Source organism: Streptomyces griseiscabiei (genome assembly GCF_020010925.1).
Lineage (GTDB): Bacteria > Actinomycetota > Actinomycetes > Streptomycetales > Streptomycetaceae > Streptomyces > Streptomyces griseiscabiei.
Genome location: NZ_JAGJBZ010000006.1, coordinates 195,087 through 214,485, shown reverse-complemented (window position 1 = coordinate 214,485; position 19,399 = coordinate 195,087). Strand labels below are relative to the sequence as shown.

The 19,399-nt window shown below is 74.3% G+C and carries 10 protein-coding genes; 9 read left to right on the top strand and 1 reads right to left on the bottom strand.

The window, feature by feature from the left end:
- The first annotated feature begins 509 nt into the window (after nucleotides 1-509).
- The 9 genes from J8M51_RS45445 (at nucleotide 510) to J8M51_RS45405 (ending at nucleotide 18,817) form a co-directional block, all read left to right on the top strand.
- Entirely contained in the window at nucleotides 510-4,394 is a 3,885-nt protein-coding gene (locus tag J8M51_RS45445) for an FHA domain-containing protein (RefSeq protein ID WP_267300168.1), read from the top strand.
- 553 nt (nucleotides 4,395-4,947) lie between these two features.
- A complete protein-coding gene (locus J8M51_RS45440; RefSeq protein WP_398858193.1) occupies nucleotides 4,948-6,360 on the top strand; it encodes an ABC transporter substrate-binding protein in 1,413 nt (470 codons plus the stop codon).
- A 91-nt stretch (nucleotides 6,361-6,451) separates the two neighbouring features.
- Entirely contained in the window at nucleotides 6,452-7,738 is a 1,287-nt protein-coding gene (locus J8M51_RS45435; RefSeq protein WP_179203533.1) for a carbohydrate ABC transporter permease, read from the top strand.
- Nucleotides 7,735-8,640, top strand: a complete 906-nt coding sequence (locus tag J8M51_RS45430; protein ID WP_086764261.1) for a carbohydrate ABC transporter permease — start codon at nucleotides 7,735-7,737, stop codon at nucleotides 8,638-8,640. The genes J8M51_RS45435 and J8M51_RS45430 overlap by 4 nt, the downstream gene beginning before the upstream one ends.
- 346 nt (nucleotides 8,641-8,986) lie before the next feature.
- The gene (locus J8M51_RS45425; RefSeq protein ID WP_086764404.1) at nucleotides 8,987-11,230 is read left to right on the top strand and encodes a bifunctional glycosyltransferase/CDP-glycerol:glycerophosphate glycerophosphotransferase; all 2,244 of its coding nucleotides are present in this window, start codon (nucleotides 8,987-8,989) and stop codon (nucleotides 11,228-11,230) included.
- 151 nt (nucleotides 11,231-11,381) lie between these two features.
- Entirely contained in the window at nucleotides 11,382-13,598 is a 2,217-nt protein-coding gene (locus J8M51_RS45420; protein WP_267300166.1) for a bifunctional glycosyltransferase/CDP-glycerol:glycerophosphate glycerophosphotransferase, read from the top strand.
- 5 nt (nucleotides 13,599-13,603) lie between these two features.
- A complete protein-coding gene (locus J8M51_RS45415; protein WP_086764076.1) occupies nucleotides 13,604-15,841 on the top strand; it encodes a bifunctional glycosyltransferase/CDP-glycerol:glycerophosphate glycerophosphotransferase in 2,238 nt (745 codons plus the stop codon).
- Nucleotides 15,838-17,145, top strand: coding sequence for a hypothetical protein (locus J8M51_RS45410; RefSeq protein ID WP_086764074.1), 1,308 nt, complete (start codon nucleotides 15,838-15,840; stop codon nucleotides 17,143-17,145). Before J8M51_RS45415 ends, J8M51_RS45410 begins: the two co-directional genes overlap by 4 nt.
- A 40-nt stretch (nucleotides 17,146-17,185) precedes the next feature.
- A complete protein-coding gene (locus J8M51_RS45405; protein ID WP_267300165.1) occupies nucleotides 17,186-18,817 on the top strand; it encodes a hypothetical protein in 1,632 nt (543 codons plus the stop codon).
- A gap of 66 nt (nucleotides 18,818-18,883) precedes the next feature.
- Here the strand turns inward: J8M51_RS45405 and J8M51_RS45400 are convergent, their stop codons facing one another.
- Nucleotides 18,884-19,297, bottom strand: a complete 414-nt coding sequence (locus J8M51_RS45400; RefSeq protein WP_086760831.1) for an organic hydroperoxide resistance protein — start codon at nucleotides 19,295-19,297, stop codon at nucleotides 18,884-18,886.
- Nucleotides 19,298-19,399: the final 102 nt, after the last annotated feature.

Below are 19,399 nucleotides of genomic sequence, written 5' to 3'. Positions count from 1 at the left end.
CTCCCTGTTGCTTGCCTGCCTGCTGCTTGCCTGGTCACGCCCTGGAGTCCTGCGGACGTTCCGACCACTGTAGTGCGGCCGTCCACGGGACCGGGCTGTTCACTTCCCGACTCTTCCTGCCCACTCTGTCCGCTTGCTGTGGCTTGAGTACGTACGGGTACCCGTGTGCGTTCGATGGAAAGACGCTCCCCGACGGGCGGTTGGTTGCCGCGCGGGGGTGGCCGGGGTTCCGGATGCGGACGTGACCGATCCCGAATGCGGACGCGATACGGACGTGACCGATCTCAAGTGATCAACTACCGGGCACTGGTCAGGCACTTTTGGGGGCAGAGCCGACCAATCAAGATCACTTGACGGTGGGCGGCGGGCGTGTTGTCAGTGGCAGGTGCGAGGATGCCTCCAGCTACTGGCCGACGTGCCCGTGCGTGGTGGGGGAAGTCCGCGGTGGGGACCGCGCGGTCTCGTCCTCGTCGTCGCGGGTGCCCGCGCGGAAGGGATCGCTGACGGCGATGCAGATCCGGCTGACCGTCGTAGACCCGCTGGGACCGACCTCCGAGCCGCGAGGACGTGCCACGGCCTGCGACGTGCTGGTCACGGCGCCCGCCGGGACGGCCCTGGCGGCCGTGGCCTCGGGCCTCGCCTCCGCCGTCGGCGAGGGCGGCGCGGAGCGTCTCGAGCGCAGCCGGGAGACCGGCGCCGGGCAGGTCGTGCTGTACGCCGGTGCCGAGCGCCTCGACGCCCAGCGCTGCACGCTGGGCGAGCCGCCCCTCATCGACGGCGCCGTGCTCTCCCTGGGCGCCCCCTCCGAAGCGGGTCCCGAGGTCGACGAGGCCGCCGCGCAGCTCCATGTCGTGGCCGGCCCCGACGCGGGCGGTGTCCATCTGCTGCACGGCGGCAAGATCCATATCGGCCGCTCCGCCGACGCCGACGTCCCCCTCGACGACCCGGACGTCTCCCGCCTGCACTGCGCGGTCACCCTCGCCGCCGACGGCCGGGTCTCCGTCGTCGACCTGGGCTCCACCAACGGCACCACCCTCGACGGCACCCGCGTCGGCGACCGCCCGGTCCGCCTGGCCCCGGGCGCCCTCCTGCGCATCGGCGAGTCCGCCCTCCGCCTGGCCTCGTCCTCCGGGGCCCGGGGGATCACGACGGCACCCGACGGAGAGGGTCACGTCCGCGTGGCGGTCGGAGCGGGGGCGGGCTCAGGCTCCGGGAATTCCGGGGGTTCCGAGGGTTGCGGGGCGGGCTCGGGGCCCGCTTCCGGTCTCGGCGGAGTGGCCCGCGGGGGTTCGGGCGCGCCGGGGGCCGGGGGTTCCGGGCAGGAGCGGGCCGAGCGGCGGACGGTGCCGGGGCAGGGCGGGGTGCCCGGCATCGAGCGGACGACGGGGAGCGCGGGGTCCGGCGCGACCGGGGGCGCGGGGCGCGGGGCCGCGCCCGGTGCCGGCCGGGAGCCGGTGCACCAGGGCGCCGACGAGAACGGCGTGGGCGAGCCGGAAGCGCAGACCCATGGCCGTCTCCGCGACGCCCACGACCCGCCCGGCGCCGCCCGGGGTTCCCGCGCCGCCGACGCCGCGCCCGGTGACGGCGACGGAAGGGACGGTGGCTTCGGGGGCGACGGTTTCGGGGACGGCGGCGAGGCCCCCGAGTCCGGCACCCGCAAGGGCACACCCCTCCGGGGGACGGACGTACCGCGCGGGGTGCGCAAGCGGGGCGGGTTCGGAGCCTGGGCCCGGCGGCTGACCGGCGGGCGGGGGCAGGCGGGGGCCGAGTACGACCCGTACGAGTACGACGCGGAGGACGACGAGGACGAGCGCGGGGCGATGGCCTCGGTGCTCCCGGCGGCCGGTGAGCGGCTGCCGGAGACCTGGCCGGATCCGGCGGCGCTGCTGCTGACCGCGCTCGGTCCGGGCGCCCGGCTGTGGGAGCGGGGGCCCGGGCACCCGGAGGCGCTGACGGTGCGGCTGGGCACGGCGGACCGGGCGGCGCCGGACGGCTCGGGGCTGCTGCCGGCGGTGCCGGTGACCACCGGGCTGCGCGAGGTCGGCGCGCTGGGGCTGGCCGGGCCGCGCCCCCGGCTGACGGGGCTGACCCGCGCGGTCGTGGCGCAGCTCGCCGCGCTGCACTCCCCCGATGCCCTGGAGCTGGTCCTGATCAGCGCGGACCGCTCCCGTTCCGCCGAGGAGCGCGCCGCCGACTGGTCCTGGCTCGGCTGGCTCCCCCACCTCCGCCCCTCCCACGGCCAGGACTGCCGGCTCCTCCTCGCCTACGACCGCGAGCAGACGACGGCCCGGCTGGACGAACTGCTGCGCCGCGTCGAGGACCACGCGGCGGACACGGCGGGCCATGCCCCCGGAAGCACGCCGGGCGCGGGCAACGGGCGTACGCCGGGCGGGAGTCGTGCGGCGGGCGCCGGAGGGCTCTCGGGGCCCGGGGACGGAGCCGGAGTCTCGGGGCGGCGGGCCGTGCGGAGGCCGTCGTGGGCCCGGGAGGACGGACCGGCGGGCGAGGGCTTCGCGGGGCCGTACACGGTGGTGATCGTGGACGGGGACCCCGGGGGCGCCGATGTGCGGGAGGCCGTGGTGCGGCTGGCCCAGGAGGGGCCGCTCGCCGGGATCCATGTGGTGTGCCTCGCCGAGACGGAGTCCGCGTCACCCTCCTCACCGGTGACGGAGACGTACACGGCGGCCTGCGAGGTCTCGCCCGCGTTCCGCGCCTGCGGGGCCGTCGCCCTGCTCAGCGGTGACGTCGCCACGGCGCTGCGGCTGCTGCGGGTCACCTCCGCCGGGCACGTCACGGGGGGCGGCTCCGGAGCTTCGGAACAGACGGGACCCGGCCGTACGGAGGGCGCGCGCGCCGCGTCCCCCGCCCCCGATCACGCCCCCGCTCCCTCCGCCGGTCACGCGCGCGGTGCGGACACCGGCGCCTCGTCGAGCCGTACGCACACCCATATCGACCTCGCGCGGGGCGCGCGCTCCGGAGCCGACGAGCGGACGCACCCCGGCACCCAGGACATCCCCGCGCTGGACGCGAGCGACGCGGCCGACGCACCCGGACTGCTGAACCACGGCACGGTGGCCGTGCTGGACGCCGTGTCGGCGGCGTGGGCGGAGCGGTTCGCGCGGGCGCTCGCGCCGCTGCGGACGGACGGAGCGGCCGGGGACCGGCAGGCGCGGGTGTCGGCGCCGCTGCCGCAGTCGGCGCGGCTGCTGGACGAGTTGGGGCTGGCGCGGGCCACCCCCGCGTCGCTGATGGCCCGCTGGGCGGACGCGGCCGACGACACGACGGCGCTCGGCGGGCGCGCCTGGGCCGTGCTCGGCGCCGGGCCGCGCGGACCGGTCTCCGTGGACCTGGTCGCCGAGGGCCCCCACCTCCTGATCGAGGGGCCGGTGGGCAGCGGCCGTACGGAGCTGCTGCGGTCCGTGGCCGCCTCGCTCGCCGCCGCCGAGCGGCCCGACCGGCTGGGCATCGCCCTGGTGGACGGACGGGACGGCGGTGCCGGTGGCGCCGCCGGGGCCGGTGGGGGACGTGCCGCCGAGGGGCTGGCGGTCTGTACGGACCTGCCCCATGTGGGGACGCATCTCACGGCCAACGACCCGGTCCGGATGCGGGAGTTCGCGCAGTCGCTGATCTCCGAGCTGAAGCGGCGGTACGAGCTGCTGGGCGGGCTGGGGTTCGGGGAGTGGCACACCCGGCGGGCGGTCTCGGGGCGTATCGTCCCGCAGCGTTCGGCGCCCTCGGGAGCCTCGGGCACGGGGTCCGGACCGGCCGGGGCCGCCGATCTCGACTCGTCGTCCAGTTCCACCCTGCGGCTGCGACCGGCGGCGAGCCGCAGAACCGCCGACCAGGACGGCAGGGGGGCGGCCGGGACGAACCCCGCCTCGGAGCTGCCCCGGCTCGTCGTCGTCGTCGACGACCTCGACGCCCTGCTGTCACCGCCGCTGGGTTCCACCGGCCGGCCCGCCGCCGGATCGGTCGTACGGGCCCTGGAGGCGGTGGCCCGGGAGGGTGAGCGGCTCGGGGTGCATCTCGTCGCCACGACCGGTGTCGGGGGGCGCACGGGCGAGGGTGAGCTGGCGCGTGCGGCCGGTGGGCGGGTCGTGCTGAGCGCGCCCGTGCCGGGACCGGAGGAACCCGCCCCCGGGCGGGGGGAGTTGCTGGGCGAGGGTGACCGTACGACCGCGTTCCAGGCGGGCCGCGTCACCGGACGCATCCCCCGCACGGCCACACTCCGCCCGACCGTCGTCCCCCTCGACTGGGCCCGCATGGGCGACCCCCCCGCCCGCCGCCCCGTCCGCGAACTGGGCAACGGCCCCACGGACCTGGCCCTCCTGGCCAGCGCCTTGGACCGCGCGGCCCGAGAGGTCTCGGCGACGAACGTACCGTCCCTGCTGTAACCGAAGGAGCGAGGCAGGGGGACGCGGGAAGACGGAGGGGAGTCGGCCGCAGGCCCCTCCCCTCCAGGGGCGCGGGGAACTGCGCGAGCAACCACGACGGACCGGCCACCCGCCAACGACAAGGCACCCCAACGGCGATCAGGCACCCGGTGGCCAGGCGCGCCGGGGGATGGGCCGCGCGACTCGGCGGCACGGCGGCCCGCAGCAGAAGCGGGGGACGGGGGAAGACGGAGGAGAGGTGGCCGCAGGCCCCTCCCCTCCAGGGGCGCGGGGAACTGCGCGAGCAACCACGACGGACCGGCCACCCGCCAACGACGAGACACCCCGACGGCGATCAGGCACCCGGCCCCACGGCGGAGCCGATCGCGGAGCCCACCGCCGAGCCCATGGTCACGACGCGGTCACGATCAAGACGTACACCCGGCAGGCGCCCTTGCCGCCCCCTCCCACCCGGCGTAGACCAGAGCGCACGGGACAGCGCTCGACGTTCGACGACGCACGGAGAACGGGGTCAGTGATGCGCAAGAACCACCGCATTCGTCACACTCTTCGCATGCTCGGTACATATGGCACACACCAGCCCAATCCCCCCACCCGCCCCACCACCTCTCCCCCCACACACAAAGCCCTCGCGGCCCTCGCCGTCGGCGCCCTCGCCCTCTCCCTCACCGCCTGCGGCGGCGGTGACGACGACAGCGGCGACGAGGGCGGCACAGGAGGTACCGGCGGCAACGAGGCCACCGTCCAACTCCCCGAGCTGGACGGCCAGAAGCTGGAGGTCGCGGCGGTCTTCACCGGCCCGGAACTGGCCAACTTCCAGAAGGTGCTGGACGAGTTCGAGAAGCGCACCGGCGCCTCGGTGACGTTCGTCCCCACCGGCAACAACACGTCCACGTTCCTCGGGACGAAGATCGAGGGCGGCAAGCCGCCGGACGTCGCGTTCCTGCCCCAGGTCGGCGTGTTGCACCAGTTCGCCGAGAAGGGCTGGGTGAAACCGCTCGGGGCCGAGGCCCAGGCCCAGTTGGACAAGAACTTCTCGGACGGCTGGAAGGACCTCGGCGCCTACGAGGGCAAGCAGTACGGCGTGTACGCCAAGGCCGCCAACAAGTCCCTGGTCTGGTACAACACCGCGGCCTTCGAGGCGGCGGGGATCACCGAGGAGCCGAAGACCTGGGACGACTTCCTGCAGACCGCGCAGACGCTGTCGGACGCCGGTTCACCGGCCGTGTCCGTGGGCGGCGCCGACGGCTGGACGCTCACCGACTGGTTCGAGAACGTCTATCTCTCGCAGGCGGGCCCGGAGAAGTACGACCAGCTCGCCAAGCACGAGATCAAGTGGACGGACCCCTCGGTCAAGGACGCCCTGACCACGCTCGCCGAGCTGTGGGGCAAGGACGACCTGCTCGCGGGCGGCTCCTCGGGCGCGCTGCAGACCGACTACATCAAGTCGATCACCAACACCTTCACCGGGGACACCCCGGCCGGCATGGTCTTCGAGGGCGACTTCGTGGCCGTCACCGTCAACGGCGACACGGACGCGAAGATCGGCACGGACGCCAAGGTGTTCCCGTTCCCGGCGGTCGGCGACGCCTCCCCCGTGGTCACCGGCGGTGACGCGGCCGTGGCGCTGAAGGACGGCAAGGGCGCGCAGGCGCTGCTGACCTTCCTCGCCTCGACCGACGCGGCGGAGATCTGGGCGGCACAGGGCGGCTACCTCTCCCCCAACAAGGAGATGGACCAGGCCAGTTACAAGGACGACGTCACCCGGGAGATCGCGGGGGCGCTGCACGCGGCGGGCGACGACTTCCGCTTCGACATGTCCGACCAGGCCCCGGCGGCGTTCGGCGGCACCCAGGGCACGGGTGAGTGGAAGGACCTCCAGGACTTCCTGAAGGACCCCGACGACGTGGCCGGTGCCCAGAAACAGCTGGAGACCGACGCGGCGAAGGCCTACGGGAACGGCTGACGGCGACCCCATGCCGTCCGCCGGGACAAGGACGAAGACGGCGGGGGGCGCCGGTGAACCGCCGGCTTCCCCCGCCGCATCGCGCAAGAGCGTGACGGGCACCCGGCTGTGGGTGGCGGTGCTGTTCCTGCTGCCCGCGCTGGTGCTGCTCGGCGCGCTCGTGGTCTACCCGATCGGGTACTCGGTCTGGCGGAGCCTGTTCGACGCGGACGGCTCGGGCTTCGTCGGCCTCGACAACTACGCGGAGATCTTCACCGACGACGCCACCCTCGTCGCCGTACGCAACACCGCGATCTGGGTCGCGGTGGCCCCGGCGCTCGTCACCGCGCTCGGGCTGATCTTCGCGGTGCTCACCGAACGGGTGCGCTGGGGAACGGCGTTCAAGCTGATCGTCTTCATGCCGATGGCGATCTCGATGCTGGCCGCGGGCATCATCTTCCGGCTGGTGTACGAGCAGGACCCGGACCAGGGGGTCGCCAACGCGGTCGTGACCTCCGTGCACGACGTGTTCGTGGACGAGTCGGTGTATCCGAAGGCCCGGCCCAATGCCCAGGTGAGCGATCTGAAGGCGTCCGGCGGCGGGTCGTTCACCACGGAGGGGACCGTGCGGGCGGGCACCCCGGCGCTCCTCCCCCTCGTCGGGATCGCCCCGAACAGCCTGCCCGGCGACGCCCGGGACGCGAAGGCGGCCACCGCCGAGGGTGACGGTGTCACCGGGACCGTCTGGCTGGACTTCCGGCTCGGCGGCGGCGGTGAGAAGGGGGCCGTCGACCCGGGCGAGAAGGGGCTGAAGGGCGTCGAGGTCGAGGCGGTGAAGGACGGCAGGGTCGTCGCCTCCACGAGCAGCGGCGCCGACGGCACGTTCAGCCTCCCGGCGTCGGCCGACGGAGCCCAACTGCGGCTGCCCGGCTCGAACTTCGCGGCGCCCTACAACGGCATCGACTGGCTCGGCCCGACGCTCGTCACCCCGGCCGTGATCGGCTCGTACATCTGGATGTGGGCGGGCTTCGCGATGGTGCTGATCGCGGCGGGGCTCGCCGGGGTCGACCGCAATCTGCTGGAGGCGGCCCGGGTGGACGGGGCGAACGAGTGGCAGGTGTTCCGCAAGGTCACCGTGCCGCTGCTGGCGCCGGTCCTGGTCGTCGTCCTCGTCACGCTGATGATCAACGTGATGAAGGTGTTCGACCTCGTCTACATCATCGCCCCCCAGCCCACCCAGGACGAGGCCAACGTCCTCGCCCTGCAGCTCTACTTGGTGTCGTACGGCGGTGGGGGCGACTTCGGTCTCGGCAGCGCGATCGGTGTGGTCCTGCTGCTGCTCGTGCTGCCGGTGATGTGGGTCAACATCCGGCGCCTCAGGAAGGAGCGCCAGCGGTGACGACTGTCGAGGAACGCCCCGCGGCTGCCAAGACCGTCGGGACCGTCGGGAAACGCTCCGTCGCCTCCCGGCTCGCGAGCGGCGCGGCCGGGGGCGCACTGCGGGTGTTTCTGCTCCTTGTGGCGCTGTTCTGGCTGGTGCCGACGTTCGGGCTGCTGGTCTCGTCGTTCCGTGATCCGACCGACATCTCCACCTCGGGGTGGTGGAAGGTGTTCTCCGCTCCGGCCCAACTCACCACCAAGAGCTACCAGTCGCTCCTGGAGAACGACGACATCACCAGCGCCCTCTTCAACACGGTCTGGATCACGGTGCCGGCGACCCTGCTGGTCGTCCTGATCGGCGCGATGGCCGGATACGCCTTCGCCTGGCTGGACTTCAAGGGCCGTGACTGGTGGTTCATGGGCGTGGTGGGGCTGCTGGTGGTGCCGGTGCAGGTGGCGCTGATCCCGCTGTCCGGTCTCTTCCGGGACCTCGGGATCTTCGGCGACATCATCGGGGTCGTCCTCTTCCACGTCGGCTTCGGACTGCCGTTCGCGATCTTCCTGTTGCGCAACTTCTTCGCGGAGATCCCGCGGGAGCTGCTGGAGGCGGCGCGGCTGGACGGGGCCGGTGAGGTACGGCTGTTCGCGACCGTCGTACTGCCGCTCGCCGCACCGGCGTTGGCGTCCCTCGGGATCTTCCAGTTCCTGTGGGTGTGGAACGACATGCTGGTCGCGCTGGTCTTCTCCAGCTCCGACTCCCAGCCGCTGACGGTCGCACTCCAGCAGCAGGTACGGCAGTTCGGCAGCAACATCGAGATCCTCGCGCCGGGCGCGTTCATCTCGATGGTGATCCCACTGGCCGTGTTCTTCGCGTTCCAGAGGCAGTTCGTGTCGGGGGTGATGGCGGGAGCGGTGAAGTAGTACCAAGGGCGCCTCATGGGGTGGGGGTGTGGGGCGTGTTGGCGGGTGCGGGTGCGTGGGGGCTTCTCGCGCAGTTCCCCGCGCCCCTGAAAAGCACGGGCTGCGCCCCGTGCTTTTCAGGCCCGCAGGGGCCTGGTCTTTTAGGGGCGCGGGGAACTGCGCGAGAAGCCCCACCCGGCCGCGGACGACAACGCACCCCACCCCGCAGAGCCAACCGGCGCACCCCGCACCCGAATTCACACCCGCGCGCCCCCAACTCCCCCAGAAATCCCCCGTATGGAACACGCACCGTAACCAAATCATCCCATCGGCCGTTTCCGGGCAGTATGCCCGCGCCGACCCATGGATGTCCTCCTTGCCCAGGTTCAGTGTCATCGTTCCCGCGTACAAGGTTCAGGCGTACCTGCACGAATGCCTGGATTCCGTGCTGTCCCAGTCCTTCACCGACCTCGAACTGATCGTCGTCGACGACGCCTCCCCCGACAACTGCGGAGCGATCGCCGACGAGATCGCCGCGCGCGACCCGCGCGTACGCCGTACCGTGCGCCTGCGGGAGAACGCGGGCCCGGGTGCCGCCCGCAACAAGGGGATGGAGTACGCCAGGGGCGACTACCTCCTCTTCCTCGACGGCGACGACACGTTCACGCCGGGCGCGCTCCAGGCGATCGCCGACCGCGTCAAGGAGACCGGCGAACCGGACGTCCTCGTCCACGACTTCGCCCGCGTCTCCTGGTCGGGCGAGCCGGCCGGTGACGCGCACGACCCCCGGCTCACCGAGCAGGGCCCGGCCCCGTTCCGCCTCGACGACCGTCCGGGCCTGCTGAACATCCGCCCGGTGGTGTGGAACAAGGCCTGCAAACGGGAGTTCGTCGAGGACCACGACTTCCGGTTCCCGTCCGGCATCTACGAGGACATGGCCTGGACGTACCCCGTCCTGATGACCGCCGAGTCCGTCGCCACCCTCGACCGGGTCTGTGTCCACCAGCGCCGGCGCCGCCACGGCAGCCTGCTCGGGGCGACCGGCCGCGCCCACTTCGACGTGTTCGAGCAGTACGACCGGGTGTTCGCGTACATCGACGAGCGCCCGGAGCTGGCGCAGTGGCGCCCGGTGCTGTTCCGGCGCATGCTCGACCACCTCACCTCCGTGTTCTCCCGGCGCCACCGGCTGCCGCGCGAGGCGCGCGCCGAGTTCCTGCGGACGGTCCGCGCGCACTGCGCCCGCTATCGCACCCCCGGCGCGCCCATCCACGCCCGCGCCCGCGTGCGGCACGCGCTCCTGCGACTCGGCAGCCAGCGCACGTACCGGGCACTGTGGGCCCTGGCCCGGCTGGGCCGGAGCGCCGGGCGCCTGGCCCGGGGTCTGGCCCGGCTGCTGCGCGCCGGCGGGCTCCGCGCGCACTACCGCGTCCAGCGCCTCCTGCCGCTGCGGGCCGACCGGGCGGTGTTCGCCGCGTACGACGGCCGGGGCTATGTGTGCAGCCCGGCCGCGCTGGAGAACGCGTTCCGTACATACGTCCCCAAGATGCGTACGGCATGGATCGCGCGCCCCGAGCACCACCACACGCTCCCGGTGGCGACCCGGCGGGTGCTGCCCGGCTCGATGGCGTACTGGACGGCGCTCGCCCGCTCCAAGTACCTGGTGAACAACACGGACTTCGACCGGCGCCTGGTCAAGCGGAACGGTCAGGTCCTGCTGCAGACCCAGCACGGCACCCCGCTCAAGCACATGGGTCTCGACCTCCGGGACCGGCCGGCTGCGGCGCGCGGCACCGACTTCGCGGCGGCGCTGCGCGGCAGCGACCAGTGGGACTTCGTCCTGTCGGGCAACCGGCACTCCACGCTCGTCTGGGAGCGGGTCTTCCCGTCCGCGTACACGACCCTCGAACACGGCTCCCCGCGCAACGACGTGTTCCTGCGGGCGAATTCGTCGGACGTGGCCCGGATCCGCGAGAACCTCGGCGTCCCCGAGGGCGCGGTCGCCGTCCTGTACGCGCCGACCCACCGGGACTACCGGCACTCGCAGCGCGCCCACCTCGATCTGGAGCGGATGCTGCGCAAGCTCGGGCCGCGCTTCGTGATCCTGGCCCGCGCGCACCACGCGTACGGCTCCCGGCTCTCGGACCTGGCGCACGGCCGGCTGCTGGACGTGACCGACCACCCGAGCGTGGAGGCCCTGTGTCTCGCCTCGGACGCGCTGGTCACCGACTACTCCTCCCTGATGTTCGACTACGCCAACCTCGACCGCCCGATCGTGATCCACGCGGAGGACTGGGAGGCGTACGAGGCGGCGCGCGGGACGTACTTCGATCTGCGGTCCTTCCCGCCGGGCGCGGTCGCGCGCAGCGAGGACGAGCTGATCGACATCTTCGCGACCGGGCACTGGCGGGGGTCGCGGTCGGCGCAGCTGCGGGCGGCGTTCCGGGACCGGTTCTGCCAGTACGACGACGGGCGGGCGGCGGAGCGGGTGGTACGGCGGGTCGTGCTGGGCGACCCGTCGCCGGTCGACTTCGTCCCCCTGCCCGACCGCCACCCCGTCCCGTCCGCGGCGGCGGCCCATCCGGGCGGCGCGGACGACGTGCTGGGTACGTAGGCGTTCCGTCTTCGGGTGCGGGTCCGGTGGGGGCTGGTCGCGCAGGGGCCTGGTCTTTCAGGGGCGCGGGGAACTGCGCGAGAAGCCCCACCCACCCGCACCCGACCACGCACCCGGCCACACACGACATCGCACCCTTCGAAAGGAAAGAATGCCCCGCTTCAGCGTCATCGTCCCCACGCACGGTGTCGAAGGGCGCCTCCCCCTCGCTCTGGACTCGGTCCTCACCCAGCCGTTCGGCGACTTCGAGCTGATCCCGGTCCATGATGCGCCGGACTCCCCGGCGGGAGCCGTCAGCACCGCGTACGCCACCAGGGACACCCGGGTCGCCCCCGTCGAGTCCCCGCCCGCCGGGGGCCTGAGCGCCGCCCGCAACGCGGGGCTGGCCGCGGCGCACGGGACGTACGTCCTGTTCCTGGACGGGGACGACACCCTCGCACCGGGCGCGCTGCAGGCGATCACGGACCGGCTGCGCGAGGCCGGCGACCCCGATGTCCTGTACTTCGCGCACGAGCGGGCGCACTGGTGGGAGGGCGGTACGACCGTCGTGCGCCCCACCGGCCCCCAGGCCCCGGCGTGGAGCGCGGCCTACCGCCGGGACTTCCTCACCGAGCGCCAGCTCACCTTTCCGATCGGCCACTTCACCGACCTCGGCTGGAGCGGTCTGGTCGCCCTCGCCGCCGAGCGCACGGCCGAGCTGCGGGGCACGGTCTGTGTACGGCATCTGCTGCGCCGGCAGGGCAGCCGGCTGCACGCGCCCGGCGAGCAGCAGCTCGAACTGCTCGACCAGGTGGAGCTGGTGCTCGCCCGGGCCACCGCCGAACAGGGCGTGTCGGAGGCGCTGTTCGAGCAGCTCTTCGCGGTCGTGCTGCGGAGCGCCGCGCACCCGGAGCGGCTGCCCGCCCACCGGCGCCGCGCCTTCTTCCACCGTGCCACGCATCTCTACCGCCTCCACTGCCCCGCCGGTTTCCGGCGGCCGGGCGGCACCCTCGGTCTGCGGCACCGGTTGCTCGCGACCGGCTCGTACGCCGGCTTCCGGGTCCTGTGCGCCGCCGACCGGGCGGTGACCGGCGCCCTCGCCGCGCTCCCCCGTCCCCGCGCGCCCCTCACCCGCGCCCTGTACGCCCTCCAGCGCCTGCTGCCGCTGGACGCGAACCTCGTCGCGTACCGCGTGCACCGGGGCGGTGACGTCACCGGCGACCCCGCCGCCCTCCACGCCAAGGCCCGTGAACTCGCCCCGCGGCTGCGCTCGGTGTTCCTCGTCGAGCCCGACGCGGTGGACCGGCTCCCCGGGGACGTCGAGCACGCCGTCGTCGGCAGCCGCGAGTACTGGCGGGTGCTCGCCCGCGCCAAGTACCTGGTCGACGACACCGATCTCGACGCTCCTGGCCCGGACGGGATCGTCAAGCGCCACCGCGGCGTCCATCTGCGGACCCGGCGCGGCACCCCGCTGACGGCGACGGGCGTGGACCGGGCACCGTACCCGGTGGCGTCCGCCGCGTCCGGCGACTTCACCGCGCTCTTCGCGCGCGTGGACCGCTGGGACTTCGCCCTCTCCGCCGACCGGTACTCCACCGAGACCTGGGAGCGGGCGCTCCCCGGCGGCTACGAGCAGGTGGAGTACGGCCTGCCGCGCAACGACGTCCACTGCACGGCGACGGCGGAGGACGTGGCGCGCGCCCGGCGTGAACTGGGTGTGCCCGAGGGCAGGAAGGCTCTCCTGTACGCCCCCGCGCACGATGACGTCACCGACGGCCGGGACCGCGCCCAGGACATCGCCCGGCTCGATCTGGAGGCGTTCTGCGAGGCGGTCGGCGAGGAGTTCGTGGTGCTGCTGCGGGAGCCCGTCTCCCGGGGCGCGGCCCGCCGGTGGGGCGGCCGGATCATCGACGTCGGCGCACACCCCTCCACCGCCGAGGTCTGCCTCGCCGCCGACGCGCTGATCACCGATCGCTCGTCCCTGATGTTCGACTACGCCAACCTCGACCGGCCCATCGTGGTCCTCGCGGACGACTGGGACGTCCACCGGGAGACCCGGGGCGTCTGCTTCGACCTGCCGGCCGAGCCGCCCGGTCATGTCGCGCGCACCGAGCGGGAGTTGGCGGAGCTGTTCCGCGACGGCTCGTACGCGGACCCGGAGGCCGGCGCCCTGCGGGCGGCGTTCCGGGAGCGGTTCTGCCCGTTCGACGACGGGCGGGCGGCCGAGCGGGTCGTACGGCGGGTGTTCCTCGGTGAGCGGCCGGAGGCACTGCCGCCCGTCGTGCCGCTCGCCGCGCGGACCCCGGCGCCCGCCCCCGACGCCGCGCCCCTCGCGCACGCCTCCGCGCACGTCCCCGCATCCGCCGCCGCGACCCTCGTGAGGAGCTGACGGACATGCCCCGTTTCAGTGTCATCGTGCCCGTCTTCGAGGTCCGGGGCTTTCTGCGCGCGTGCCTCGACTCGGTCCTCCGGCAGTCGTACCGGGACGTGGAGGTGATCGCCGTGGACGACTGCTCGCCGGACGGCGGTGGCGCGATCCTCGACGACTACGCCGCCCGCGACCCCCGGGTACGGGTGCTGCATCTGCCGGCGAACGTGGGTCCCGGGCGCGCCCGCAACGCCGGACTGCCGTACGCCACCGGGGACTTCGTGCTCTTCCTGGACGGCGACGACACGCTCGTGCCGGGTGCCCTGCGTGCGCTGGCGGACCGGCTGGACGAGACCGGCGATCCCGATGTGCTGCTCTTCGACCACGTCCGCGCGTACGGCTGGGGCGAGATCCGCCGGGACGCCCACGCGCGCGTGCCGGCCGCGGTCGGCCCGGACACCTTCACGGTCGCCGGGCGCCCGGAGATCCTTGAGCTGCCGACGGCGGTGTGGAACAAGGCGTACCGGCGGGAGTTCGTCGAGACGCACGGTTTCCGGTTCCCGCCGGGCCGTCACGAGGACACGGCCTGGACGTTCCCGGTGCTGTTCGACGCCGGGCGGATCGCCGCGCTGGACCGGATCTGCGTCGCCCACCGGCAGCGGCGGCGCGGCACCGGCCCCTCCGCCGGCGGCCGTGCCCCCTTCGACCTGCACGACCAGTACGAGCGGGTCTTCGGCTTCCTGGCCTCCCGGCCGGAGGCGGCGGGCCTGCGGCCCTCGCTGCGGAACCGGATGGCGGCGCAGTGTCTGGAGATCCTCGCCGAGCCGGACCGGATGCCGCCGGGCGACCGGGCCGAATTCTTCGGGCGGACGGCGGCGCTGTACCGCAAGCACCGGTCGGACGACGACCCCGTGGCCCCCGAGCACCGGGTGCTGGAGGGCGGTTGGGCCGCGTACCGGGCGCGGCACCTGGTCACCCGGGTCGCCGACGCGCTCGGCGCGCACGCGGGGCGCGCTCGCGCGGCCGGTGCCGGGCTGATCGGGCGCGGCTGGTCGCTGGCCCAGGAGCGGCTGCCGCTGGATCCGAACCTGGCGCTGTACTCGGCGTTCTCGCACCGGGGCGTGCTCGGGGACCCGGCGGCCGTCTACCAGGCCGCCCGTGAGTTCGCGCCGCACATCCGGGGCGTGTGGGTGGTGCGGCCGGACCGGGTGGCGGCGCTGCCGCCGGGCGTCGCGTACGTGACGCCGGGCTCGTCCGACCATCTGCGGCTGGCGGCGCGGGCGGCGTTCTTCGTCGGCAACGCCGGCCGGCCCGGCCCTCTCGCCAAGCGGCCGGGCAGTGTGCACGTCCACACGCACCAGGGGACGCCGCTGAAGTTCATGGGCGCCGACCTGCTGCACAAGCCGGGTGCCCGGCTCGGCACGGATGTGCCCGAGCTGCTGCGCCGGGCCGACAGCTGGGACCACTCGCTCGTCGCCAACCGCCACTCGGAGCTGGTGTGGAGCAGGGCGTACCCGTGCGGTTTCGGCTCGCTGCGCACCGGCAGCCCGCGCAACGACGTCCTGGTGAACGCCGGTCCGGACAGCGGCGCGGCGGTCCGGGCGCGGCTCGGCATCCCGGCCGGGCACACGGTCGTGCTGTACGCGCCCACGCCCCGCGACTACCGGCGCGGCGGTCACGTCGAGCGCTTCGACCTCGCGCGGTTCGCCGCCGACCTGCGCGGCGGTCTGGGCGAGGCGCACACCCTCGTCGTACGGCTGCATCCGGCGCTCGCGGACGGCCCGGCGCGCGGGTTCGGGCTCGCCGAGCTGCACCGGCGGGGGGTCGTCGTGGACGCGACGGACGAGCCGCACGTCGAGGAGGTGATGCTCGCCTCCGACGTCCTGGTCACGGACTACTCGGCCCTGATGTTCGACTACGCCAACCTGGACCGGCCGATCGTCGTGCACGCCGACGACCTCGACGCGTTCGCGGTGAGCCGGGGCCTGTACCTGGACATCGCCGCCGACCCGCCCGGCCATGTCTCCCGCTCCTACCGTGAGCTGGCCTGGCTGTTCGACTCCGGGCAGTGGCGGGACGCGGAGTCGGCGCGGCTGCGGGCCGGGTTCCGGGAGCGGTACTGCGAGTTCGACGACGGGCGGGCGGCCGAGCGGGTGGTACGGACGCTGATGCTGGGCGAGCGGGAACCGCGTTCGGGGGCGCCCCAGGTGCCCGCGCCGAGGTCCGCCGACACGGTGCCGGGCACGGGCCTCGTGTTGTCATGACGGCGCCCACGGCCGGCGGGCGCACACGGTGGTTCGCGCCGCGCGCGCGGGCGTGGGTGCTGCTGCTCGCCGCCGGTTTCGCGCTGCTCCAGTTCGCGAGTGTCACCGGGCGCGCCACTCCCGACACCAAGAACTACGTGTCGTACGCCCTCACGCTGGGCGGCGCGGGCGTGCGGGAGTCGGCGGCCGGGGCCATCGGCCACTACTGCGGGAGCCGGGCGGCGACGGCCGAGCGCAAGCGGCGCGTGGACGTGGTGCGGTTCCGCGAGCCGAGCCCGGCCGCGCGGGTCGCCGAGGAGTGCCGCCGGGAGCTGTGGCAGAGGGTGGACGAGCGGCTGGCGGCCGGGCGGTGGGACGGCCCGATCGCGCCCTTCGCCTCGGAGCGGTTCCTGCGGATCTTCGAGGCGCGGCCCGGGTATCCGCTGCTGCTGGCCCCGTTCGTCGCCGCGCTCGGGGTCACCTGGGGCGTGTGGCTGGCGAGCGTGCTGATCGCGGCGGCCGGGGGTGTGCTGGCCTTCCTCGTCCTGCGCGCCGTCCGCGCCCCCACCCCCGTCGCCCTGACCGGTCAGGCGCTGTACTACGTCCTCCCGTGCGGCGCGACCGCCGTGCGGCCCATGACGGAGGGGGTGCTGCTGGCCCTGACGCTGGCGGTGCTGTGGGGGTGCGCGCTGGCGATGGCCGGGCGGGTGCGGACGGGGGTGCCGCTGGTCGGCGTATGCCTGCTCGCGCTGTTCACGGTGAAGCACTCGCAGGCGCTGTTCCTGGCGGTGTGTCTGGCGGGGGCGTGCGCGGTGGTCGCGCTCCGGCGCCGCACGGCCGGACCGCGGGAGCCGGTGGAGCCGTGGGTGCGGTCGCTCGGGGTGGTGTCGGCGGGCGCGGCGGTGTGCACGCCGGTGCTCGCCGGGCTGCTGCACTACCCGGCGGCGACGGAGAGCCTTCAGGATCTGCTCACCGACCACTTCACGCTCCCCGACCGGGACCCGGCCCGGCTCTGGCCCGAGTTCCTGCGGCTGCAGGCCGAGTTCTGGGCGGAGTGGGGGCGCCGGGAGCTGGTCCAGCCGTTGTTCCTGGCGGCGCTCGGGGCGGGCGCGTGGGGCGCGCTGCGGCAGCGGCCGGAGTTCGGCTGGTTCGTGCTCGCGGGCGCGTGCACGGGCGTCCTCAACCAGGCGGCGCATCCGGACATCACCATCTGGGGCGACCGGCTGATCGTGGTGGCCTGGCTGCTGCCGGTGCTGGGACTGCCGCTGCTGCTGGAGCGGATCACCACCGCCCGCGACTCACTCGATGTGGTGACCGCGCGCTGAGCCGTCGCCCTCCGGCTCGGATACCGGGAATACACGGCAGATGCCCCAGCCGGTCCGGACAGGTCAGACGGTCCCCGCAGGTCCCGCTTCCGGTCGCCGCCCGACGACCGGCTCCGGTGCCACCGCCGTGCGCGGCGGCCGCACCCGGCTGACCCGGCGGCCGACCCCGTATCTCGTCGCGGGCGCGCTGTTCTGGCTGGTGGCGACCCTGACGTACTGGTGGCTGCCGCTGTGCTGCGACGCCGGTCTGCACGCGGCGGCCGTCGAACGGCTGCGCCGGGACCTCCTGGACCCGGCCCACCCGGCCGTCGCCCTGCCGGGCGCGGGCAGCCCGGCGTACACCCCGTACAGCGTCGCGCAGGGCGTCCTCGCGCGGCTGACCGGGCTGAGCGGCTGGTCGCTGCTGAAGCTCGCCGGGCCGGTGAATCTGCTGGTGCTGCTCACCGGGATCGGCCGTCTCGTCCGCGTACTGACGCCCCGGCCGTGGGCGCCGGTCCTGGCCCTGCTGTTCATGACGTCGCTGTGGGGCACCGGGCGGGCCCCGTGGAGTGGCGGTGCCGGGCTGCCGCCGTTGGCGACGGACCTCGGCCACCCGGCGGTGTGCGCCGTCGCCCTGACGTTCTGGGCCTGGGCGGGGACGGCGGCACGCGCGCGTGGCGGCGGTCTTCCGGGGCGGCGGGTGCGGTACGTCGGGCCGAGCGGCCTCGGGAGCGGCTGGGCGTACGCCGGCCTCGGCGCGCTGTACGGGCTGACCGTGCTGGTGCACCCGGTCACGGGGGTGGGCGCGGCGGCCGGGGCCCTGGCGATCGTGGCGGCCCTGCAGCGCGGGTGGCGCCGGCCGCTGGTGGTGCGCTGGGCGCTGACGGGAGCGGTGGCGCTGCTGGCCGCCGTCTCGTGGCCGTACTACGACGTCCTGTCCTCGGCGGGAGGCACCGGCCCGGAGGAAGCCCACCGGCCCCTCTGGCACTTCTGGCACTTCTGGCACTTCTGGTATCTCTGGCCGACGCTGCTGCTCGGGCTGCCGGCGCTGGGGGCGCGGGGGCGCCGCTCCGCGCGGGATCCGCTCGTGGCGCTGTTCGCGGCGGAGTGCCTGGTGGTGGCGTACGGCTGGGCCGCCGGGCACCCCGCGTACGTCCAGGTCGCGGGGCTCGCCGGTGCGGCGGCGCAGATCGCCCTGGCGGTGGAGCTGACGGCTCCCGCGCCCTGGGGGTGGGCGCGGCGTGCGCTGGGTGGTGCGGCGGTCGCGGGGGCGTGCGCGGGGCTTCTCACCGTGCAGGCGGGCGCCGTCGTGCCGGCCGCGCTGGACTCCGTCGGCCCGGAACGGCCGGCGCGGTGGCCGTCGTACGTGTGGGCGGCGCGGCATCTGCGGGCGGGAGACGTGCTGATCGCCGACGGGTCCGTCGCGGGGCGGGCGATCGCGGGGCACGGGGTGGACCTGGTGGCGCCCCCGTGGCCCGACCCGGCGGCGGCGGAGGGAGAGCGGGCGCGGCGGCTCGCCGATGTCCGGGCGTACCTCGACCCCGCGTCGACGCGGACCCTGCGTGGGGGTGTGGCGCGGCGATACGGGGTGAGGTGGCTGCTGCTCACCCGGTGGCGGCAGGTGCCGGAGGAGGCGGTGGTCGTGGACTGGAGTCCTGTGACCGGTGAGGTGCTGGCGCGGATCACTCCCTAGGACGCCCTCTGGCCGCACCGACCTCACAGGTCACACGGATCACACGGCCTCCCCGGCCCGCCCGGACTACTCGATGACGAGCTCGACCGGGACGTTGCCGCGGGTGGCGTTGGAGTAGGGGCAGACCTGGTGGGCCTGCTCGACGAGCTTGCGGCCGGTGGCCTCGTCGACGGTGTCGGGGAGTTCGACGCGGAGGGTGACCTTGAGGGCGAAGCCCTCGCCCTGCTTGCCGATGCCGACCTCGGCGGTCACGGCGGCGTCGCTGACGTCGACCTTGGCGGCGCGGCCGACGAGGCCGAGCGCGCTGCCGAAGCAGGCCGCGTAACCGGCGGCGAAGAGCTGCTCGGGGTTGGTGCCCTGGCCGTTGCCGCCCAGCTCCACCGGAGGGGCCAGTTCGAGGTCGATCTTGCCGTCCGAGGAGACGGCGCGACCGTCACGGCCGTGGGTGGCGGTGGCGACAGCGGTGTAGAGCGCGTCCATGGGAGAACCATCCCTTTCACAGGTCAAGCAGGTCAGGTCGATCGAATCGATCAGGTCGATCAGGTGGTCGAGTCGCGTCCGGCGGTCCGGTCCGACCGCCGT

Excerpts from the sequence above, each read along its gene's own strand:
- J8M51_RS45445 (WP_267300168.1), top strand. The coding sequence starts at position 510 with ATGCAGATCCGGCTGACCGTCGTAGACCCGCTGGGACCGACCTCCGAG.
- J8M51_RS45440 (WP_398858193.1), top strand. The coding sequence starts at position 4,948 with ATGCTCGGTACATATGGCACACACCAGCCCAATCCCCCCACCCGCCCC.
- J8M51_RS45425 (WP_086764404.1), top strand. The coding sequence starts at position 8,987 with ATGTCCTCCTTGCCCAGGTTCAGTGTCATCGTTCCCGCGTACAAGGTT.
- J8M51_RS45420 (WP_267300166.1), top strand. The coding sequence starts at position 11,382 with ATGCCCCGCTTCAGCGTCATCGTCCCCACGCACGGTGTCGAAGGGCGC.
- J8M51_RS45415 (WP_086764076.1), top strand. The coding sequence starts at position 13,604 with ATGCCCCGTTTCAGTGTCATCGTGCCCGTCTTCGAGGTCCGGGGCTTT.
- J8M51_RS45410 (WP_086764074.1), top strand. The coding sequence starts at position 15,838 with ATGACGGCGCCCACGGCCGGCGGGCGCACACGGTGGTTCGCGCCGCGC.
- J8M51_RS45405 (WP_267300165.1), top strand. The coding sequence starts at position 17,186 with ATGCCCCAGCCGGTCCGGACAGGTCAGACGGTCCCCGCAGGTCCCGCT.
- J8M51_RS45400 (WP_086760831.1), bottom strand. The coding sequence starts at position 19,297 with ATGGACGCGCTCTACACCGCTGTCGCCACCGCCACCCACGGCCGTGAC.